This window comes from Yoonia sp. SDW83-1, assembly GCF_046762885.1.
Classification (GTDB): Bacteria; Pseudomonadota; Alphaproteobacteria; order Rhodobacterales; family Rhodobacteraceae; genus Yoonia.
Map to the genome: position 1 here is coordinate 44,456 of NZ_JBKQXO010000017.1, position 18,408 is coordinate 62,863.

Consider the following 18,408-nt stretch of genomic DNA (forward strand, 5'->3'; position numbering starts at 1 on the left):
CACATCATCGCAGTGGCTGTCCGGTATCCGGTGTCTGGGTTTCGGGCGCCCGGTCCGAAATCTGACTATTGGAGGCTTGTGGGGTGAACGGATATCATTTTCCGGCACAAATAATTCAACTCAGCCCCTGTTCGGACCCCAGCAATGGATAGTTTTTGGTGCGGACATCTCGCAAGACTGCAAATGCGATCCACACAACACCAACGCTCGCTACGATTTCGGCAACAGTCATGACAATCGCCGGCAAAGCGATTGCTGCAATGGTCGGGGCGGTTCCAGCTGCCCATAGCAACAGCGCCGGCCTCGGCAGCACGCCGCTTCTATACAGCGTGACAGTAAAAAGCAGGACGCCCGCAACATAAAGAATGACCGCTCCGAAAATGGCCAAGCCCGTAGACCCCGCGGTCAGTGCCCCTACCGTTTCCTGCGGAAGTGAGGGGAAGACAAAAGCGTCTGTGAATAGGAACCCGGCAATGCCCAAAAAGCCGAAAGTTGACAGTAAAAACCCGACGAGATTGGCCGCCCCGGTCCTTTGGTGCGCAAAGATGTACAACGCATGAAGTCCCAACACGCCCAGACAGACACCGAAAAAATTCATCAACCGGGTGACTGTATCGGGCATAAAATCGGCAAAGATGTTCAGGATGCCGGATGCAGCGAACGCCGCCGCGCCGATGGCCACTAAGGAATTGAGGCGCATTTGATTCCCTCCTATAATAGCAAATGATATAATATCAATTGATATGATAATGGCAATGACAAATTCTCTCCCCCCAAGCGACCTCTCGACACTTCCCCTTGGACTTTTGCTTGGTCGCATCAGTGGTGCGCTCCGCTTGCAGCTTCTCGATGCCTGCCATGAGAATGGCAATGACGTGCGCTTGATCGGACTTGTCCTTGCTGTGCAAAGCAACCCAGGCACGACGCAAGCAGATTATGCAAGGTTTCTTGGCATCGACCTGAACACTGCGAGCCGGCTTATCAATCGCGCAGAAAAAGACGGCCTAATTCAAAGGGTCGCGTCCAAATCGGATCGGCGGGCCTTTGCGTTGGAACTTACGAACGAGGGGCGCAGGCTTGCCGGCGAAGGCGCACGGGCCGCAAAGAATATCGAGGCAAGACTTCAGAAAGACATCGGTGAACAAGAACTGGTCTTATTTCGCGGCACCGCTGAGGTCATCTTGCGCAAACTGACCTAGGCTCGTCTTAAGCGAGAACGGGCGCATATCTCGACTTCAGAATTGTGCTCGGTATCGCCGAACGGGACACAATCGGGCGTTCGACTGAACATGCCGATGTCGAGGTCGTCCGCAAAACAGACCACCCCAAACCCTTAACGCCGCGTTTACACTTCCACCGCACTGACCGTTAAACCCGTCTCTGCGCCACAAAAGGTCCGACGCAAGTCCGACGTTTTGCCGACGCGATGCCGACCGCAGAAATCGGCCAAAGGCCCTGCATTAACGAATGATTCGCCACATTGGCGCGACCACCGCACGGTGCCCCCTCACGCAACACCACCGACCGTTGCGTAGGGTGGGGTTTCACCTCACCGCGCGTCAGCCCATCTGTGCCCGCGCGATGGGGAAAATCGCCCCCTCGATCAGCCGCATGATATCACCGAAATACCCGCCACTGCGTGCCGGGCGCAGCGGGTCGGATGTCAGCGCGATTGTCATCTCCAGCCCCGGCACGACACAGATGATCTGCCCGCCATAGCCACGCGCCAGCGCGTAGGCCTCGCCCCCGGACTGCCCCAGAAACCAGCCATACCCATAGCTCAGCCCGGAGAACGGTGAGCGTGTCCGCATTTCCAATGACCGCGCCACCCAATCCCTGCTCAGCACCTGTGTGCCGCCGAAAACGCCGCCCTGCCGGTACATCTCACCAAAGCGGATCATGCCCTCATGGGTCAGCGACATCTCGTTTCCGCCCAGATACCGGCCTTGCGGATCGCGGGTCCAGGCGGGAATGTCGATACCCAGCGGATCGCCCAGACGACGGCGCGCCAGTGTCAGCAGGCTTTGCCCCGATACGTCTGCCAGAACCGCCCCCAGCACATGAAACGAGCCCGTCGAATACAGCATCCGGCTGCCCGGTGCGGCCACAAAAGGGCGGGCTAAGGCATTGGAAACCCAGTTGGAACTGCTCACCCAGCCACCGTAATTGGCACCTGATGTCCGCTCCAGCCCGGCCTGCATCGTGACCAGATGCGCCATGGTGATATCCGCCACACGGGCATCGGCCCCGGCTGGTATCAGGCGTGGGGCCACCTGCCCGATACTGGCATCAAGTGACGGGATTTCCCCACGATCCAGCGCCGCCCCCGTCAATGCCGCCACAATGGTTTTGGACACTGATTTGACCGGTACAGCCCGGCCAAATGCGGGGCCGCGAAACACCGCGCGCAGCACATCGCGCCCGGCCTGCCGGATCATCAGCGCATGGCATTGCTCCAGCGCGCGGGCCTGATCGGCGACCGCAGCCCATGGATCGGTCTGCGCCAGCAGCGGCGTTGCACAAACGGCCCCTGCCCCGGCCAGAAACCCGCGTCGGTGAAATGAAACCATCAGGCCCTCACATGCTTTATTGGCCAATGTAGGTGACCTGATCCCATACGCCAGCCACAATTGCGTGGGGTCAGCGGCAATAGGCTTCGGTGTCGATGAAATCCTGCAGGGTTTGCCCTTTCACCATGCGATACCGGTCCAGTTCGGCCAATTCGACCACACGGTCCAACCGGAACATCCTGAAATCATTTCGCAATTCACACCAGCACACCGCCGTCCAGACCTTGCCCCAGAACCAGACCCCCAAAGGTCGCACCGCCCGCTCCGACCGGTTGCCCGCCTCGTCCTCGTAGGTGATCTGCAGACGGATCAGGTTTTCAGACGCGGCCTCGAACTGGTCCACAAACGCGCGCCAACTGCCTCCGTGCCAAGGGGTTTCCATCGCATGCACGTTGATATGGCCCGCGCGCACGCGCTCGGCCTCCGGCAGAACCGCGTCGATCTTGACTAGCGCCTCTTGCGCGGCCGCCGCCATCTTGGAGCCGCCCCATGTCTGCAAAATCCGGGCACCGGCCACCAGCGCCACCATCTCGTCATGGGTGAACATCAAGGGCGGCAGGTCATAGCCATCGCGCATCAGATAGCCCACGCCCGCCTCACCCTCGATGGGCACACCTGAACCGATCAGATGTGCCACATCGCGGTAAATCGTGCGCGGCGTCACCTCCAGCCGTTCGGCCAGCTGTGCTGCCGTGGTCAGCCGACCGCCGCGCAGATATTGCAATATCTGAAACAGGCGGTCGGCACGGCGCATTCAGGCGTTCGCCTCGAACAGGCCAATGGAATTGCCGTCCAGATCCTTGACATAAGCAAACCGGCCCGACGGGATCGCGATCGGATCGCTGACAACCTCGCCACCGGCCTCCTTGCACCGTTCCATCCCGGCCTCAAGACTGTCGGTCAGGCCCAGATGGATGGTGTTGCCGCCATCCTTCGCAGGTTTGCCGGGGTACAGATGCCCGCCAGCGTCATCCATCGACCCGCCCAGAATAGCCATCGGATTGGGGCCGGAATTGTCGATGGTCATCTCGTAGCCAAAGACATTGTTATAAAACGCCACCGACTTTTCCATGTCGGTCACCGGAATTTCACCCCAGACGATAATGCTGCGCTTGCTCATTTTTCCATCTCCTTGCTTGGTTGATGGACATCTTTAACCATACCCCTGCTGACAGCGTTATGTCAGCATGTTTTCAGGAGCGTTCAGAATGTCGGCGGTGGCCGTGTCGGCAGGGAAGTAAAGCTCGATCCGCAGATCATCGAGCATCAGGTCTTCGGGCGTGCCGAATTGCGCAATCGTGGCGATCAGCGACAGGCGCAAGGGACCCGCGCGATAGATCGTGGGCACAACCGGGCCGGTCGGATGCTGCGGCGCACCCGGCACAGCCGCCAGATAATCCGCAACACGGTCCAGTGCCGCAACACCCCCCTGTGCCGCACTTTCCGTGCGCAGACGCAAGGCGGTGTGATGGGCAACCGCAGGCCAGTTTTCGATCACGCCCGGCAAATGCTCGGACATCATCAGATCCAGCAGGCTGCCCCCTTCGGCGACGCCGACCTTGGCGAACAGAAACCGCGCCGGGGCATTCATGCGGACAGCGTTCCAAAGCCGGTCGATGGCGATGGCTGGGTATGGCGCGTGCCGGTCCAGCATGTGATCTATCGCCGCACGGATCGGCGCCATTTCCGCGGCACTCCAGGCGCGGGCGGGATAACGGGCGGCAAACCCCGCAACATTCAGCATCTGGTTGCGCGCCGACAGCGGCAATTGCAGCGCATCACCCAGCCGCGCGATCATGTCCGGGCTGGGCCGCGCGCGCCCGGTTTCCAGAAACGACAGGTGCCGAGCCGACACGTGCGCCTCCATTGCGAGGTCAAGCTGGCTGAACCGCCGCGCCTTGCGCCACGATTTCAGGGTCTGGGGAAAATCGCTCATAGCGCGGAGCATAACAGCAGCCGGCGGCAAAGGTCAGTTACCTGCGAGGTAATTGTTTTCATGACCCGGCCCGCGCTAGCCCCGTGGCACCACTTTTTGCAGGAGCATCGCAATGGCACAGATACCCCACAAGACATGGCTCAAGATCACCGCCATCATCATCGGCTCATTCGGCCCGGTGTTCTTTCTGGCCACCATGCCGGCCACGGCTGAACCCGCGCGGTTCACGCTCGACCTGATCAGCTGGCCACTGGACGGGGCACAGACTTATGATGACCCGACATTGCGCTTTCTCTCGGCACTGGCGGGCGGGTTACTGGCTGGCTGGGGCATTCTGATCTGGTTCCTGTCCGGTGCCGCCTATGACGCCGCACCCGAACCGATCCGCAAGGCGGTGCTGGCCAGCATCCTTGTCTGGTTCGTTCTGGACAGCGCGGGGTCGGTGGCGTCCGGCAATGCGTCCAACGCCCTGTTCAATATCTTGATCCTGCTGGCGGCCGTCGGGCCGATGTGGTGGCCGGACCGGACCCGTGCGCTGGCCTGACAGGCAGGACAGCCTCAGCCGATCCAGCCAAGGCCCGCCTGCGTATCGGTTGCCGGTTTGTATTCACCGCTGATCCAGCCGTCATATCCAAACTCGTCCACAGCGGCAAAGAAGGCGGGAAAATCAATCTCGCCCTGATCCGGCTCTGACCGGTCTGGCATCTGCGCCACCTGCACATGGACCACCAGATCGGCCATCGCGGCCCAGGTGCCCATGACATCACCGGTGATCTTGGCCGCGTGGAATGCATCGAACTGCAACCGCAGATTGGGCGCATCCACGGCCTTGATCACATCACGGGCCAGATCGAAATCATTCAGGAAGTAACCCGGCATGGTCTCGTTATTGATCGGCTCGATGGTCAGGCTTTGGCCCGGTGCCTCTGCTGCTGCCCAGCGCAGATTGTCGATGAAACAGGCCTTGGCGGCATCGCCCTCGGCCTCGCCCGCCATGATGTGCAAATGCCGGGCGCCCAGCGTTTTGGCATAGCGCAGCGCCCGTTTGAAATCGCGACGAAACCGGTCCTTTTGTTCGGGCACAGCGGCCCAGCCCGGATCACCCCCGGTATAGTTGGGCGGCGGGCAATTGATCAGCGCCATCATCAACTCGTACCGGCCGAGTTCATTGACAATATCCTGCGCGTTCACGTCATAGGGAAACAGCACTTCAACCGCGTCAAACCCGGCCTCCTTTGCGGCTTCGAACCTTTCGATAAATGGCAGTTCGGTAAATAACCACGTCAGATTGGCACAGAATTTCGGCACCCCGATCCCCCTTGTTTTCGGGTAGCCATACCGCGATGGTTGTGCGCTGCCAAGCGGATGTTGCCGGGATAGTTGACGTAGCGTCGCCCTTGCCTGACGCAAACGTCATTTGCATCATTGCATCGGCAAACTCGATGGAGCCTTATCATGATCCCCACCTTGCGCGTCCTGATGCATATGGGCAGCCTGCAAAGGCTTTTCCCGCTTTGGCTCGCGGCCATGGGATGCCTGTTTGCCTCCTTCACACCTTGGCTGCTGCTGGCGATCCTTTACGGCGTCATCATGCAATTCTTTGTGGAATACGCGATGCACCGGTTCCTGTTGCACCGGGAACCACCGACGGAACAGGGCATCTTCAACCAGCTGTACCGCAGCCATATCGGCCATCATGAATTCCCATCGGATGCAGAGTTCTTTACCGGCGATGACCATTGGTATCCGGTGCGGTTCGGCCTGATCTCTGTCGCGATCCACACGCTGATCCTGTTGCCCTTTGTAGGGCTTTCGGCCGCCGCGCTATGGTCGTTTGTGGCGCTCTTTGCCGGCTCGGTCAGCGCCTTTGCGTTCTATGAATACTGCCACACGCTGGCCCACCTGAACATCAAGAAAGGTTGGTTCGGCCAGCGCATCACCCGGTCCCATCTGGCGCATCATTTTCAGGATCATCACGCCACGTTCCATGTCAGCTTTGGCATGGGCTGGATCGACCGGCTGCTCGGCACGCCACACGATCCTGAAACCGCCCGCGCCCGCTATGACCGCGACACGATCCTGTCCATGGGCATGGACCCAGAGGATCTGCGTTTGGTCACCGCGCGCAAGGCCTACGGTGTTAAAAAGATGCCACGGAATGTCAAAAGCGCACGCAGGCCCGCGCGTACCTGATGACACATTTATAAACTGTCGGTGACCCGTCTCGCGTTTTGATCGGGCCTGTCTATGTTGGCGTCAAAGCAAAGACACCAATGACGGAGCCATATCATGCAACTGAACCGCCGCCAAATCCTGACGCTTTCGGCCACATTGCCGCTGGTCGCCTTGTCCACCACCTTTGTGCGGGCCGACAGTACCCCGGTAATCTATGCCGAAGACGGGATTGCCATCGATGGCACCGATCCGGTCGCCTATTTCACCGAAAACCAGCCGGTCGCGGGCGACCCTGCGATCACGCATGACTGGATGGGCGCGACATGGCGGTTTTCCAGCGAAGAAAACCGCGCGGCCTTTGCCGCCGATCCGGAAAAATACGCCCCACAATATGGCGGCTACTGCGCCTGGGCGGTCAGCGAAGGCTATACAGCTTCCACCACGCCAGAGGCGTGGCGGATTGTCGACGACAAGCTTTACCTGAACTATTCGCGCCGCATCCAGCGGCGTTGGGAAGGCGACATTCCCGGGCGCATTGCCTCTGCCAATGCCAACTGGCCCAAGGTTCTGGAATAACCGTCACTGGTGGATCGGGGCGGTCCTACGCCCCGGTTCCGCCCGGTCAGCGCGCTACCCGCTGACCCTGTCTGCATCCGTCAGGATGTTCAGGCAGTCCGCGCCTTCGCAACTGACATGGATCGCCGGAATATGCAGTTCGCCGGAACTTGTGCGAATGATATAGGCTGCATCCTTGAAGCCCACGAATTCGCCGCTGATTGTGATGTCGCTGCTGGTCAGCGTCAGCGCGATCTCTCCCGCGTTGGCCGATCCAGCAACTACGATAGCCGACGCAAGCACCGCCACCGTCCGATGAAAACCATTTAACATATTACCACCTTAACATGGTCACCGTGACCATTCTTTACGCGCGTAAAGTATCTGATTGACCCGACGTCGTCAATGATATTTTTGGCTGTTTTTTCATTCCTCTGACAGAGGACCACGGTGAGTGGGAGACCCAGAAAAAGAAAAAAGCCCACGCAAATGCGCGGGCTTCTTTGGTCACATTTAGCAAGGATCAGAACGAAAAACCAAGGCCCGCGCCAACCTGCAGGTCGTCGATTGCATCCTGCTCTAGACGGCGGTCAATCCGCTTGCGATCACCAAGCTCATAGGTCAGCGATGCCTGAATGCGGTCAATGTCGCCCGATACTTCGTCGCTGTCGACAATGCCGTAATTCGCATCAACCCACAGGCCATCGACGATCTGGTAACCGCCGCCGATCGCAAAGACCGACCCGTCAGGCAGGTCGTCGCCCAGATTGGTGGCATAGCTGGCCGAAGCACGCAGTTGCGGGGTGAACTCATAATGGCCACGCACGCCAAAGACACCTTCATCATCCTCGGTCGAGTCATTGTAGAAGGCCCGCACCGCAATGGCGCCATCCTCATAATCCGCGCTCAGGTTGAAATCGGACCCATCAAACTCTGACTCGGTGATCACAAATCCGGCAAGAGTAACACCGGGTGTCGCAACAAACTCGCCATATAGCGACGTTGTCACATTGTCTTCGTCAGCATCGAACTTGGCGACATTCAGACCAACACCAAATTCTACGGTCTGATACTGACCGAAAAGCTCGAAACCTTCGCTATCCTCTGCATCGCCCTCTTCGTCAGCGATCAGAACACCAGCACCTGCCAAAACCTCGGGTGTAAACATGTAACCGGCGGCAATGGCATAGGCCGATGATGACGTATCAGAGTCGCCAACACCCCCGGCATCGACATCCGCTGTGATATTCAAAGCGTCGCCAGTAAACAGAAACTGGCCAGTCTGGTATTCAATCCCGCCCTGCAACAGGCCGAGCTCAGTCTCGACGCTGTCGGCATCAAACTTGGTAAAATCGTAACTCAAACGGGCATAGTTGACGCCATCGGCAAATGCCGGGCCAGCGAACAGTGCTGCAATAGCAGTCATAGTGAGTGATCGTCGCATAACATCTCCTTTTTTAATGTATGCGCCCGATATGGTGACCCAAGGGCAGCCCACAATATCTGCTTCGCCGATATTCTTTGGTGATGCGACAATACATCAGTTTTGGGCAGATTGTGCATACCCGCTATGCGTGAAAATCAACGCTTCGATAGCCTGCACCCAGGCAGGATTGCGCCCGTTTACCGGGCTGGCATTCACTCCAATTCACCGGACGGAATAATCGGAAAAAAGACATCCCGCGATCGCAGCCCGAACCATTTTGCGCCATCATGTTCGGCATGTTCGCCGATCTCGACCAGCCGGTAAAACGACTTGCGGTCGATCAGCGCCTCAAGATTGGCACGCACCAACACGTAAGGTGATGGCTCACCAGTTTGTGGATCGCGTTCAACCCTGATCGGGTGGTCAGGCCCCGCGACCATCCGGTCACCAACATTCGTTTCAAATTCCAGCCCATCCCCCACCGGGTTGAAATCCACGGCAACAAACGGGGCGTCATCCACGGTGATCCCCACCTTTTCAACAGGTGTGACAAGGAAATACTTATCCCCGTCTTTGCGCAGAATCGTCGAAAACAGTTTGACCAGTTCGACCCGGCCAATCGGCGTGCCCAGATAAAACCACGTACCATCACGGGCGATGCGCATATCCAGATCCCCGCAAAACGGCGGATTCCATAGATGCACAGGCGGCAATCCGCCCTTTTTCGCGGCACGGGCCGATGCAGCGAGGCTTTCTGCCGACGGGGTCACAATCTTTTGTGTGCTCATAACTTTTGCCATTGGGGTTCGCGGGATTATCTGTTGGTATACGACGATATAGTCCAACCGGAGGAATGTCATGGCCAACGACGCCGATCTTGTCGCTTCGATCGAGGCACTGGGCACTAAACTGGGCCAGGCCCGCGAGAGTATTTCGGCACGTTTCATCGGCCAGCAGCGGGTCGTCGATCTGACGCTCAGCGCGCTGATCTGCGGCGGCCATGCGGTACTGATCGGCCTGCCCGGTCTGGGCAAAACCCGCCTTGTCGACACGCTGTCGACCGTCATGGGTCTTGATGGCAGCCGTATCCAGTTCACGCCCGATCTGATGCCCGCCGATATTCTTGGCTCCGAAGTGTTGGAAACCACCAATGATGGTTCCCGCTCTTTCCGGTTCATCGAAGGCCCGATCTTTTGCCAGCTTCTGATGGCGGACGAGATTAACCGCGCCTCCCCCCGGACCCAATCCGCCCTGCTGCAGGCCATGCAGGAAAAGGAAGTCACCATCGCAGGTCAGCATCATCCGCTTGGTGTGCCGTTCCACGTGCTGGCCACGCAAAACCCGATCGAGCAGGAAGGCACCTACCCCCTGCCAGAAGCGCAATTGGACCGTTTCCTTGTCCAGATCGATGTGCCTTACCCTGACCGGGACACCGAAAAGGACATCCTGATCGCCACGACCGGGATCGAGGATGCCCAGTCCACGGCAGTGTTCACGGCTCAGGAGTTGCTTGACGCACAAACTCTGCTGCGCCGGATGCCGGTCGGCGAAAACATTGTTGAAATGATCCTTGATCTTGTCCGCGCTTGCCGCCCGGATGACAATGCCCCCGACATCATCCGCCAAAGCGTCAGCTGGGGCCCCGGCCCGCGCGCCGCGCAGGCATTGATGCTGACTGTGCGTGCGCAGGCGCTGCTCGAAGGACGGCTTGCCCCCTCAGCCGAAGATGTGCGCGCCATGGCTGTGCCGGTCCTTGAACATCGCATGGCGCTGTCTTTCGCGGCCCGCGCCCGTGGCGAAAGCATCCATAACGTCATCAACACCGTCGCCGCCCAGATCACCCATGTTGAGGCGGCTGCGTGACAGAACCCCTCGCCCTCCGTTCCGAGGCCGAAACGCTTGCATCGCCGCTTCCGGCGCTGCTGGCCGAGGCCGAGCATCTGGCAACGGCTGTCCTGCTGGGTGAACATGGCCGTCGCCGGGCCGGTGTGGGCGATACGTTCTGGCAATATCGCCCGGCGCAACCCTATGACGAGGCGCGCAGCATCGACTGGCGCCGGTCGGCCCGGTCGGATTCGAACTTTGTGCAAGACAAGGAATGGCAGATTGCCCAGTCGATCATCCTGTGGGTCGATCAGGCCGCGTCAATGTCATTTCGCTCTGATGACAACCTGCCCACCAAGGGGCAACGCGCCCGCACGTTGGGGATGGCAACGGCGATCCTACTCATTCGTGGCGGTGAACGTGTCGGCCTGACCGGCCTGCGCCTGCCGCCGCGCAGTGGTGAAGCGCAGCTGATGCAGATGGCGCAGCTTCTCTCGACGCAGGACGACGCCGACTATGGCGCACCGGAGGCGCAAGGCATGCTGCCCCATTCCCGCGCGCTGTTCATCAGTGATTTCATGGGTGACATGGCCCCGGTCGAAGCCGCGTTGCTGCGCGCCGCAGACCGTGGCGTGCGCGGCGCGCTGTTGCAGGTGCTCGACCCGCAGGAAGAGGCGTTTCCATTCGACGGGCGCACGATCTTCGAAAGCATGTCAGGGACGCTCAGCCACGAAACGCTGAAGGCGGGCGACCTCAAGACCCGCTATCTTGACCGGCTGGCCGAACGTAAAGACAGGCTTGCCCATCTGGCCCGCACCACCGGCTGGCAATTCAGCACCCATCACACTGGCGAAAGTGCCGCAGCCGCACTGCTCTGGCTCTACGGCGCGTTGGAGCGGCGCGTCTGATGTGGACACTTGGCCCCATCGGTTTCAGCGCCCCATGGTTGCTGCTTGGCCTGATCGCCCTGCCGATCCTGTGGATCCTGCTGCGGGCGGTGCCACCGGCCCCGATCCGGCGACGCTTTCCCGGCGTAGCACTGCTGCTTGGCCTGACCGACGACGAAAACCAGACCGACCGGACGCCATGGTGGCTTCTTCTGTTGCGGATGCTGGCCGTTGCCGCCGTGATCATCGGATTTGCAGGCCCTGTGCTGAACCCGCAAAACGCCCGCACCGGCACTGGCAATCTGGTCATTGTGATGGATGGCACATGGGCCGGGGCACATAGCTGGCAGGCCAAGATCGACCGGGTCGATACACTATTGACAGAGGCCGCACTGGCCGACCGGCGTGTGGCGGTGGTCAGCCTGACCGACCTGCCCGTCGGCGATCTGCCCTTTGCCGCACCGAATGATTGGCAAAACCGGCTGCCCAACCTGCAGCCCCAGCCTTGGCAGCCTGCCGATCCGGCTGGATGGTTCGCAGACAAATCCGACAGTTTTGAGAGTTACTGGATTTCCGACGGTCTAGATTACGAAGGGCGCGACGACCTGCTGACCGCGCTGGAAACTGCCGGTCCCGTCACCGTGTTCCAGACCCCACGCCAGACTATCGGTCTGCGCCCCGCGCGGTTCGAGGATGGGCAAGTCCTCGTCTCGGCCACCCGCACGCCCGTCGGCAACTTGATCGAAACCACCGTTACGGCAGTGGGTCTCGATCCCGCCGGCGTGGAACGGCAATTGGCCATGGTCCCCCTGACATTCGAAGCGGGCGAGGCTGTCGCCGAAACCGCAATGGTGCTGCCGCCCGAACTGCGCAACCGGATCACCCGGTTCGAGATCAGCGGCACACGCTCTGCCGGGGCGGTCAGCCTGACCGATGATGCGCTCAAACGGCGCGAGGTCGCCCTGATCGCCGGGCGCGAAGATCGCGAAGGGCTGGAGTTGCTTTCACCGCTCTACTATCTGCAGGAAGCACTTGAACCGACCGCCGATATCATCGACGGCGCGCTCGAGGATATCCTGCTCGCCAACCCCGATGTGATCATTCTGGCCGATGTGGCGATCCTGACCGATATTGAAGCGCGCGGCGTTGAAGATTGGGTCGAAAAAGGCGGGATGCTTTTGCGCTTTGCCGGACCACGGCTCGCCGCCTCTGATCTGGGCCGCAACAGCGAAGACCCGCTGCTGCCTGTCCGCCTGCGATCCGGTGGGCGCAGCGTGGGCGGCGCGATGAGCTGGGGGGAACCGAAATCACTGGCCCCGTTCAGCGACGACAGCCCATTCTTTGGCCTTGCCATACCCGATGATGTCACCGTGACTAGCCAAGTCATGGCGCAGCCGGACCCGACCCTGGCCGACCGGGTCATCGCCCAATTGGCCGACGGCACCCCGCTGGTCACCCGCAAGATCAGCGGCGAAGGACAGATTGTTCTGGTTCATGTGACGGCCAATGCGGAATGGTCTACGCTGCCCCTGTCGGGCCTCTTTGTGCAAATGCTGGAACGGCTGGCGGTGTCGACACGTCCCTCCACCCCCGATGCGGCAGAGCTGGAAGGCACGACATGGCAACCCAACAAGGTGCTGGATGCCTATGGACGGCTGGATGATGGCAGCACCCTGCCCGGTGTGGCAGGCGAACGACTTGCCACCGCAACGCCGGGACCCGAACTGCCACCGGGCCTTTATGCAGGTGGCGACCGGCAATTAGCCATCAACGTGGTCGGAAAGGATACCATGCTCAACACCGCCCAATGGCCCGCTCGGATCGTTGTCGAAGGTATGGCCGTGACCCGTGAAACAGCGCTGAAAGGCTTGCTATTGGGTGGGGCGGTCCTGCTCCTGCTAATGGATGTGATCGCCTCGCTCGCCGTGGGTGGCCGGTTGCGCGGCCCGCGCGCCGACGTGGCCGCCGCACTGGCGCTGGTTCTGTTCATGACGCCTGATGCGCAGGCGCAAGAGTTGACGGGCGATGATTTCGCGATCCGCGCCACGTCAGAGGTTGTTCTGGGCCATGTGCTAACTGGCGACGGCGAAACCGACGATATCACCGCCGCAGGCCTCTTGGGCATCTCGCAAACCCTGTTCCGGCGCACCTCCATCGAACCTGCCGTCCCACTTGGCGTGAACCTCGAAACCGACGAACTGGCATTCTTCCCCTTCCTCTATTGGCCCATCACCGCAGATCAGCCCCTGCCCAGCCGCGAGGCCTATGGCAAGCTCAACCGCTATCTGCGCTCCGGCGGGATGATCCTGTTCGACACCCGCGATGCGGACACCGCCCGCTTTGGTTCGGGCTCGCCCGAAGGGCGCAAGCTGCAGGCCATTGCCCGGTCGCTCGATATTCCGCCGCTCGAACCCATCCCTTCAGACCACGTGCTGACCCGCACCTTCTATCTTTTGCAGGATTTCCCCGGCCGTTACGCCAGCCGTGATGTCTGGGTCGAGGCGGCACCACCCGACGCCGAACTGATCGAAGGCATACCCTTCCGCAACCTCAATGACGGCGTGACCCCGGTGATCATCGGCGGCAATGACTGGGCGCGTGCCTGGGCGGTCACCCCCAGCGGGGCGCGCATGTTCCCCGTCGGGCGCGGTATGGCGGGTGAACGCCAGCGCGAGATTGCCCTGCGGTTCGGGGTGAACGTGATCATGCATGTGCTGACCGGCAACTACAAATCCGATCAGGTCCATGTGCCTGATCTGCTTGACAGGCTGGGTCAATGACCGGTTCGCTGATCCTTGATCCGCTTCTGCCCATGGTCCTGTTCTACGGGGTCGTCGGGCTCGCCGCACTGGCCCTCGGGCTGGCGATCTGGCGGCGGCTGCCCGGCTGGTGGCTGCGCGGCCTCGCCGGTCTGGCGTTGCTCGCAGCCCTCGCCAATCCCGCGATCCAGCAGGAAGACCGCGAACCGCTGACCGATATCGTCATGCTGGTGGTCGATCAAAGCGCCAGCCAGCGGATCGGCGACCGGCCAGCCCAAAATACCGCCGCCATCGCGAATATCGAAGCTGAACTCGCCCGCCAGCCCAACACCGAACTGCGCACAGTCACCCTTGGTGACGGCGAAGGCGACGCCGGCACCACTCTGATGACCGCCCTGTCAGAGGCATTAGCCGAAGAACCACAAGGGCGCATCGCCGGAATCATCCTTGTCACCGACGGGCGGCTGCACGACATCGAACGCGCCCCGCGCCTGCCGGCGCCCATGCACACATTGCTGACCGGACAACCCGACGACTGGGACCGGCGGCTTGTGGTCTCCAACGCACCCGCCTTTGCGATCCTCGGCGAACAGGTCAGCCTGACGTTACGCGTCGAAGATCAGGGGCAGGCCCCCGCGACCGACTCCGTCCTTCTGTCCATCTCTATCGACGGGGACGCACCGCTGACCCTGCCGGTGCCCATCGGCCAAGACATCGAACTGCCGATCGAATTGCCCCATGGCGGTATGAACGTTCTGCAATTCACCATTCCCGAGGCTGACGGCGAGTTGACCAACCGCAACAACAGCGCGGTCGTCCAGATCAACGGCGTGCGTGACAGGTTGCGGGTGCTGCTTGTCTCCGGCGAACCGCATCCGGGTGAGCGGACATGGCGGAACCTGCTGAAATCAGACTCCGCGGTCGATCTTGTGCATTTTACCATCCTGCGCCCGCCGGAAAAGCAGGACGGCGTACCGGTCAATGAACTCTCGCTTATCGCCTTCCCCACGCGCGAGTTGTTCCTTGAAAAAATTAACGATTTCGACCTGATCATCTTTGACCGTTATCGGCGACGGGGAATCCTGCCCAGCGAATATCTCGACAATATCCGGCAATATGTCGAACAGGGCGGCGCGGTCCTGATCTCCTCCGGGCCGGAATACGGGGCCGCGGAAAGCATCTATCGGTCCCCTCTTGGCACCATCCTGCCCGGCGCGCCCACAGCGCGGGTTTTCGAAGAAGGGTTCATACCCCAGATCACCGATATCGGCCAGCGTCACCCGGTCACCGAAGGGCTGGACGCGCTGTCGCCCAACCCCGATGGCGACGGGCCCGGCTGGGGCCGCTGGTTCCGCCTGATCGACGTGCTGGTCCCCGAGGAAGCGACCACCGTCATGTCCGGCATCGACAACCGCCCACTCCTGATCCTCAACCGGATCGGTGAAGGCCGGGTGTCGCTAATGACCTCCGATCAAAGCTGGCTTTGGGATCGCGGCTATGAAGGCGGCGGGCCACAACTGGAACTGCTGCGGCGGCTGGCGCACTGGATGATGAAAGAACCCGAGCTTGAGGAAGAATCGCTATGGGTCGAACCCGCAGGCCAGACCATGCGGATCATCCGGCGTACACTTGATCTGGACACCGGCGATGTGACGGTGACCCATCCCGACGGAACCGAAACTGTGCTTTCACTGGAAGAGGTGTCGCCCGGGCGGTTCGAAACCCTGTGGGAAGCGCCAGAGATCGGGCTTTACCGGCTGGATGATGGCGAAGAAACCAGCGTCATCGCATTGGGGCCGTCAGCGCCGCGCGAATTCGAACAAACCATCGCATCGGCGACACTGCTGGAACCGCTGGTCGAAAGCACCGGCGCTGGGGTCAAGGCAATCTCTAACGGTGATGTCAGCATCCGGACCGTGCGCGAAGGACGGCCCGCCAGCGGGCGCGGTTGGATCGGGATCACACCGCGCGGGGCCTACCAGACAGCCGATATCAGCATCACACCACTCCTGCCTGCCTGGGCCTGGCTGCTGCTGGCCTCAACCCTGATCGTGGGTGCGTGGCTGCGCGAAGGGCGGCGGTGAATTCGAACTGCTACTGTGCAATGCATGGTTGCCCAATTCGCGAACGCATTAATCATTTTTAGGGATACCTCCGAAAAAGGCGCCGCACGGTTGGGTTGAATGGGGTCGGACCCACATCGCGCGCATACTCCCAGCCCAAAATCGGCTCCTTCTGGTCTGAATTCCGACTAAGTTACGCCTAATTCCCAACTATAAGCTGTTATTGTTTAGAATTCATGGACGATCCGACGGACCAAGCTCACCTGCACTCGCAGACAGAATGTTCAGCGGTATAAAATGGTAAAGGAAATACCAATGATTTTGAAGCATGGGCATAACACAAGCTCCGCAATCTTCGCACTTTTGGCCAGTGCAGCACTATTGGTGCCGCTGCAGGCAAATGCCGACGAGGTCACGCTGAAGTCTACCGATGGTGGATCGATGGTCCTGACCGGAGAGCTTATCGCATTTGACAATAACGTTTATACGATCAACACAGATCTTGGTGGGATCAACGTCAAAGCTGACTTTGTCGAATGTTTCGGCGACGCCTGCCCTCAGATCATCGATGCGTCAGTAACTGCCGTGCAGGACGGCCCCATTGTGTGGGATGTCTCGCTTTGGGGCAAACGGCGCGCCTTCACCGAGCATGTGGAAAAACTGGCAGAGGAAGTTGCCGAAAAGACGGACGGTCAGTTCACCCTCAACATTTCCTATGGCGGGCTGGCGCCAAGCCGGGAAAATCTTGATGGCATTGCAGCCGGCACATTCGAAATGGCACAATTCTGCGCCGGCTATCATCCGGACAAGAACCCGTCCATCACCGTTCTCGAACTCCCATTCCTCGGCGTGTCGTCGATGGACCTGGAACGCGCCGTCTCACAAGCAATCTATGATCACCCGGCCGTCAAAGAGGACCTCGCACGGTGGAATGCGACCCTCTTGATGCCGACACCACAGCCACAATACAACATCGCGGGGGTCGGCACGCCACCCACGAGCCTTGCTGCGTTTCGGGGGATGACAGTCCGCGCCACCGGCGGCACCGGTGCGGCGATCAATGCTCTCGGGGCATCAACCGTGAACTTACCCGCCCCGCAGGTCAAGGATGCACTGTCAGCGGGCGAAATCAACGCCGTCGCCTTCGCACCCCATGCGCATATGTCGTTCGAAACGATCAACAACGCGCTTTGGTGGACAACCAATCTCAACCCCGGCACGGCCAATTGTCCTGTTGTGGTCAACACGGACGCGCTCAATGCGCTGCCAACAGACAGCCGGGTGGCACTTCTGTCCTCGGTGGATGATGCGCTGGATCACTTCATTTCCAATTACGAGGACTCCACGCTGTCCGCCTGGGAAACCGCGCTTGAAGAGCGCCAGATCATCCAGCTGACAATCGACGACAGCATCCTGAATGCGATCAACGCCGAAGTCGCCGCACCAACCGCAAACGCCTGGATCGCGCAAAACCAAGCCTTGGGCCTTCCCGCACAAGAGCTTTACGATCTGGCCACCAGCACAATCAATGGCGGTCGATAAGCGACGTCAATGAGATGCAGGGCGGGGGCAGACTGTGAAACGCAGCCTGCCCCCACAACGCGTCATAGCGGCGGGGTATTCATAGCGATATCCTGATAAAGGTGGCGACGGCCGAAGATCTGCGTTCCAGATTTTTGGGATGCCGCTCCAAGATGGCGTAAAAAAAGCCGAAGTAATCTCAAACAACGCCGAGCCCAGCGGGCATTCACGGATCATTCAATGGCGCCCGTGCTGCGAGCCACCGGTCCAAAGGACCGCCTAACAGAAAATCAGACCACCGAAGAACGAAAGATGCCGTAGAGCATCCGAAATCCGGAAGGAACCCTTAATCACTAGCCGATCGCAGGTTATGCTGAATTATCTACAGTTGGAGTGCCCGCATATGAGAAACCTGAGTAGAGCGCTGGCAGTTGCTTTGGCCTACGTTGAGACGAGAACCAATGATTGCACCGAAGATGATGATTTACGAGCACTAGAGAACGCTGGTGCGTTTTTGGATGAAGCTACGGAAGATGAGCGCGAAGCGCTCGCTGAAGCATTTGAAGAGATTGGAAAACCGAAGCTTATAGAGGGCTTTGTGGCCTGCTGCCGGTTTCGTGGACACCGAGATAAGGTGTTTATGAAACTGGAGAATCTACATGACGAGAAGAGTGTTCAGCCGCGAGTTCAAG

At 60.0% G+C, this 18,408-nt stretch carries 19 protein-coding genes; 10 read left to right on the forward strand and 9 right to left on the reverse strand.

Features of this window, described 5'->3' with window-relative positions; all coding sequences use genetic code 11:
* Positions 1-115 precede the first annotated feature (115 nt).
* Positions 116-820, reverse strand: a complete 705-nt coding sequence (locus ACFWW4_RS18750; RefSeq protein ID WP_411892254.1) for a hypothetical protein — start codon at positions 818-820, stop codon at positions 116-118.
* Positions 821-836: 16 nt separating this feature from the next.
* On the opposite strand from ACFWW4_RS18750, the gene ACFWW4_RS18755 reads away from it, so the two are divergent.
* Positions 837-1,199 carry a MarR family winged helix-turn-helix transcriptional regulator gene (locus ACFWW4_RS18755; protein WP_411892255.1) on the forward strand — a complete coding sequence of 121 codons (363 nt, stop codon included), beginning with the start codon at positions 837-839 and terminating at the stop codon, positions 1,197-1,199.
* 360 nt (positions 1,200-1,559) lie between these two features.
* On the opposite strand, the gene ACFWW4_RS18760 is transcribed toward ACFWW4_RS18755, so the two are convergent.
* The 4 genes from ACFWW4_RS18760 to ACFWW4_RS18775 all read right to left on the reverse strand — a co-directional run bounded on the left by ACFWW4_RS18760 (position 1,560) and on the right by ACFWW4_RS18775 (position 4,506).
* Entirely contained in the window at positions 1,560-2,570 is a 1,011-nt protein-coding gene (locus tag ACFWW4_RS18760; RefSeq protein WP_411892256.1) for a serine hydrolase domain-containing protein, read from the reverse strand.
* Positions 2,571-2,640: 70 nt separating this feature from the next.
* Positions 2,641-3,324, reverse strand: a complete 684-nt coding sequence (locus tag ACFWW4_RS18765; protein WP_411892257.1) for a helix-turn-helix transcriptional regulator — start codon at positions 3,322-3,324, stop codon at positions 2,641-2,643.
* Positions 3,325-3,690 carry a VOC family protein gene (locus tag ACFWW4_RS18770; RefSeq protein WP_411892258.1) on the reverse strand — a complete coding sequence of 122 codons (366 nt, stop codon included), beginning with the start codon at positions 3,688-3,690 and terminating at the stop codon, positions 3,325-3,327.
* Between the two features lie 57 nt (positions 3,691-3,747).
* A complete protein-coding gene (locus tag ACFWW4_RS18775; protein WP_411892259.1) occupies positions 3,748-4,506 on the reverse strand; it encodes a helix-turn-helix domain-containing protein in 759 nt (252 codons plus the stop codon).
* A gap of 112 nt (positions 4,507-4,618) precedes the next feature.
* On the opposite strand from ACFWW4_RS18775, the gene ACFWW4_RS18780 reads away from it, so the two are divergent.
* A complete protein-coding gene (locus ACFWW4_RS18780) occupies positions 4,619-5,050 on the forward strand; it encodes a hypothetical protein (protein WP_411892260.1) in 432 nt (143 codons plus the stop codon).
* A 14-nt stretch (positions 5,051-5,064) separates the two neighbouring features.
* Here ACFWW4_RS18780 and ACFWW4_RS18785 read toward each other — a convergent pair whose 3' ends face one another.
* Entirely contained in the window at positions 5,065-5,814 is a 750-nt protein-coding gene (locus ACFWW4_RS18785) for a hydroxypyruvate isomerase family protein (RefSeq protein ID WP_411892261.1), read from the reverse strand.
* A 147-nt stretch (positions 5,815-5,961) separates the two neighbouring features.
* On the opposite strand from ACFWW4_RS18785, the gene ACFWW4_RS18790 reads away from it, so the two are divergent.
* Both ACFWW4_RS18790 and ACFWW4_RS18795 read left to right on the forward strand, forming a co-directional pair.
* Positions 5,962-6,699 (forward strand): sterol desaturase family protein, encoded by a 738-nt coding sequence (locus ACFWW4_RS18790; protein WP_411892262.1) that lies wholly within the window; start codon positions 5,962-5,964, stop codon positions 6,697-6,699.
* Between the two features lie 96 nt (positions 6,700-6,795).
* Entirely contained in the window at positions 6,796-7,257 is a 462-nt protein-coding gene (locus tag ACFWW4_RS18795; RefSeq protein WP_411892263.1) for a YHS domain-containing (seleno)protein, read from the forward strand.
* A gap of 54 nt (positions 7,258-7,311) precedes the next feature.
* Here the strand turns inward: ACFWW4_RS18795 and ACFWW4_RS18800 are convergent, their stop codons facing one another.
* The 3 genes from ACFWW4_RS18800 to ACFWW4_RS18810 form a co-directional block, all read right to left on the reverse strand.
* Positions 7,312-7,569, reverse strand: a complete 258-nt coding sequence (locus ACFWW4_RS18800) for a hypothetical protein (RefSeq protein ID WP_411892264.1) — start codon at positions 7,567-7,569, stop codon at positions 7,312-7,314.
* A gap of 190 nt (positions 7,570-7,759) precedes the next feature.
* Complete coding sequence (locus ACFWW4_RS18805; RefSeq protein WP_411892265.1) at positions 7,760-8,680, reverse strand: hypothetical protein; 921 nt, start codon at positions 8,678-8,680, stop codon at positions 7,760-7,762.
* A 194-nt stretch (positions 8,681-8,874) separates the two neighbouring features.
* Complete coding sequence (locus tag ACFWW4_RS18810) at positions 8,875-9,450, reverse strand: DUF1285 domain-containing protein (protein ID WP_411892266.1); 576 nt, start codon at positions 9,448-9,450, stop codon at positions 8,875-8,877.
* A 70-nt stretch (positions 9,451-9,520) separates the two neighbouring features.
* Here ACFWW4_RS18810 and ACFWW4_RS18815 point away from each other — a divergent pair, with 70 nt between their 5' ends.
* From ACFWW4_RS18815 to ACFWW4_RS18840, 6 genes are all read left to right on the forward strand, one after another.
* Positions 9,521-10,525, forward strand: a complete 1,005-nt coding sequence (locus tag ACFWW4_RS18815; protein ID WP_393926800.1) for an AAA family ATPase — start codon at positions 9,521-9,523, stop codon at positions 10,523-10,525.
* Complete coding sequence (locus ACFWW4_RS18820) at positions 10,522-11,394, forward strand: DUF58 domain-containing protein (protein ID WP_411892267.1); 873 nt, start codon at positions 10,522-10,524, stop codon at positions 11,392-11,394. The genes ACFWW4_RS18815 and ACFWW4_RS18820 overlap by 4 nt, the downstream gene beginning before the upstream one ends.
* On the forward strand, positions 11,394-14,153 hold the full coding sequence (locus ACFWW4_RS18825; RefSeq protein ID WP_411892268.1) for a DUF4159 domain-containing protein: 2,760 nt from the start codon (positions 11,394-11,396) through the stop codon (positions 14,151-14,153). Before ACFWW4_RS18820 ends, ACFWW4_RS18825 begins: the two co-directional genes overlap by 1 nt.
* The gene (locus ACFWW4_RS18830; protein WP_411892269.1) at positions 14,150-16,216 is read left to right on the forward strand and encodes a hypothetical protein; all 2,067 of its coding nucleotides are present in this window, start codon (positions 14,150-14,152) and stop codon (positions 16,214-16,216) included. Before ACFWW4_RS18825 ends, ACFWW4_RS18830 begins: the two co-directional genes overlap by 4 nt.
* A gap of 294 nt (positions 16,217-16,510) precedes the next feature.
* Positions 16,511-17,737: a C4-dicarboxylate ABC transporter substrate-binding protein gene (locus ACFWW4_RS18835; RefSeq protein ID WP_411892270.1), complete on the forward strand. Its 1,227-nt coding sequence runs from the start codon at positions 16,511-16,513 to the stop codon at positions 17,735-17,737.
* Between the two features lie 382 nt (positions 17,738-18,119).
* On the forward strand, positions 18,120-18,408 hold a 289-nt coding region (locus ACFWW4_RS18840), incomplete at its 3' end, for a hypothetical protein (RefSeq protein ID WP_411892271.1).

Coding starts and splice junctions, on each gene's coding strand:
- ACFWW4_RS18750 (WP_411892254.1), bottom strand. CDS start 820: ATGCGACCAAGCAAAAGTCCAAGGGGAAGTGTCGAGAGGTCGCTTGGG.
- ACFWW4_RS18795 (WP_411892263.1), top strand. CDS start 6,796: ATGCAACTGAACCGCCGCCAAATCCTGACGCTTTCGGCCACATTGCCG.
- ACFWW4_RS18765 (WP_411892257.1), bottom strand. CDS start 3,324: ATGCGCCGTGCCGACCGCCTGTTTCAGATATTGCAATATCTGCGCGGC.
- ACFWW4_RS18810 (WP_411892266.1), bottom strand. CDS start 9,450: ATGAGCACACAAAAGATTGTGACCCCGTCGGCAGAAAGCCTCGCTGCA.
- ACFWW4_RS18805 (WP_411892265.1), bottom strand. CDS start 8,680: ATGCGACGATCACTCACTATGACTGCTATTGCAGCACTGTTCGCTGGC.
- ACFWW4_RS18760 (WP_411892256.1), bottom strand. CDS start 2,570: ATGGTTTCATTTCACCGACGCGGGTTTCTGGCCGGGGCAGGGGCCGTT.
- ACFWW4_RS18775 (WP_411892259.1), bottom strand. CDS start 4,506: ATGAGCGATTTTCCCCAGACCCTGAAATCGTGGCGCAAGGCGCGGCGG.
- ACFWW4_RS18825 (WP_411892268.1), top strand. CDS start 11,394: ATGTGGACACTTGGCCCCATCGGTTTCAGCGCCCCATGGTTGCTGCTT.
- ACFWW4_RS18770 (WP_411892258.1), bottom strand. CDS start 3,690: ATGAGCAAGCGCAGCATTATCGTCTGGGGTGAAATTCCGGTGACCGAC.
- ACFWW4_RS18830 (WP_411892269.1), top strand. CDS start 14,150: ATGACCGGTTCGCTGATCCTTGATCCGCTTCTGCCCATGGTCCTGTTC.
- ACFWW4_RS18780 (WP_411892260.1), top strand. CDS start 4,619: ATGGCACAGATACCCCACAAGACATGGCTCAAGATCACCGCCATCATC.
- ACFWW4_RS18800 (WP_411892264.1), bottom strand. CDS start 7,569: ATGTTAAATGGTTTTCATCGGACGGTGGCGGTGCTTGCGTCGGCTATC.
- ACFWW4_RS18790 (WP_411892262.1), top strand. CDS start 5,962: ATGATCCCCACCTTGCGCGTCCTGATGCATATGGGCAGCCTGCAAAGG.
- ACFWW4_RS18835 (WP_411892270.1), top strand. CDS start 16,511: ATGATTTTGAAGCATGGGCATAACACAAGCTCCGCAATCTTCGCACTT.
- ACFWW4_RS18815 (WP_393926800.1), top strand. CDS start 9,521: ATGGCCAACGACGCCGATCTTGTCGCTTCGATCGAGGCACTGGGCACT.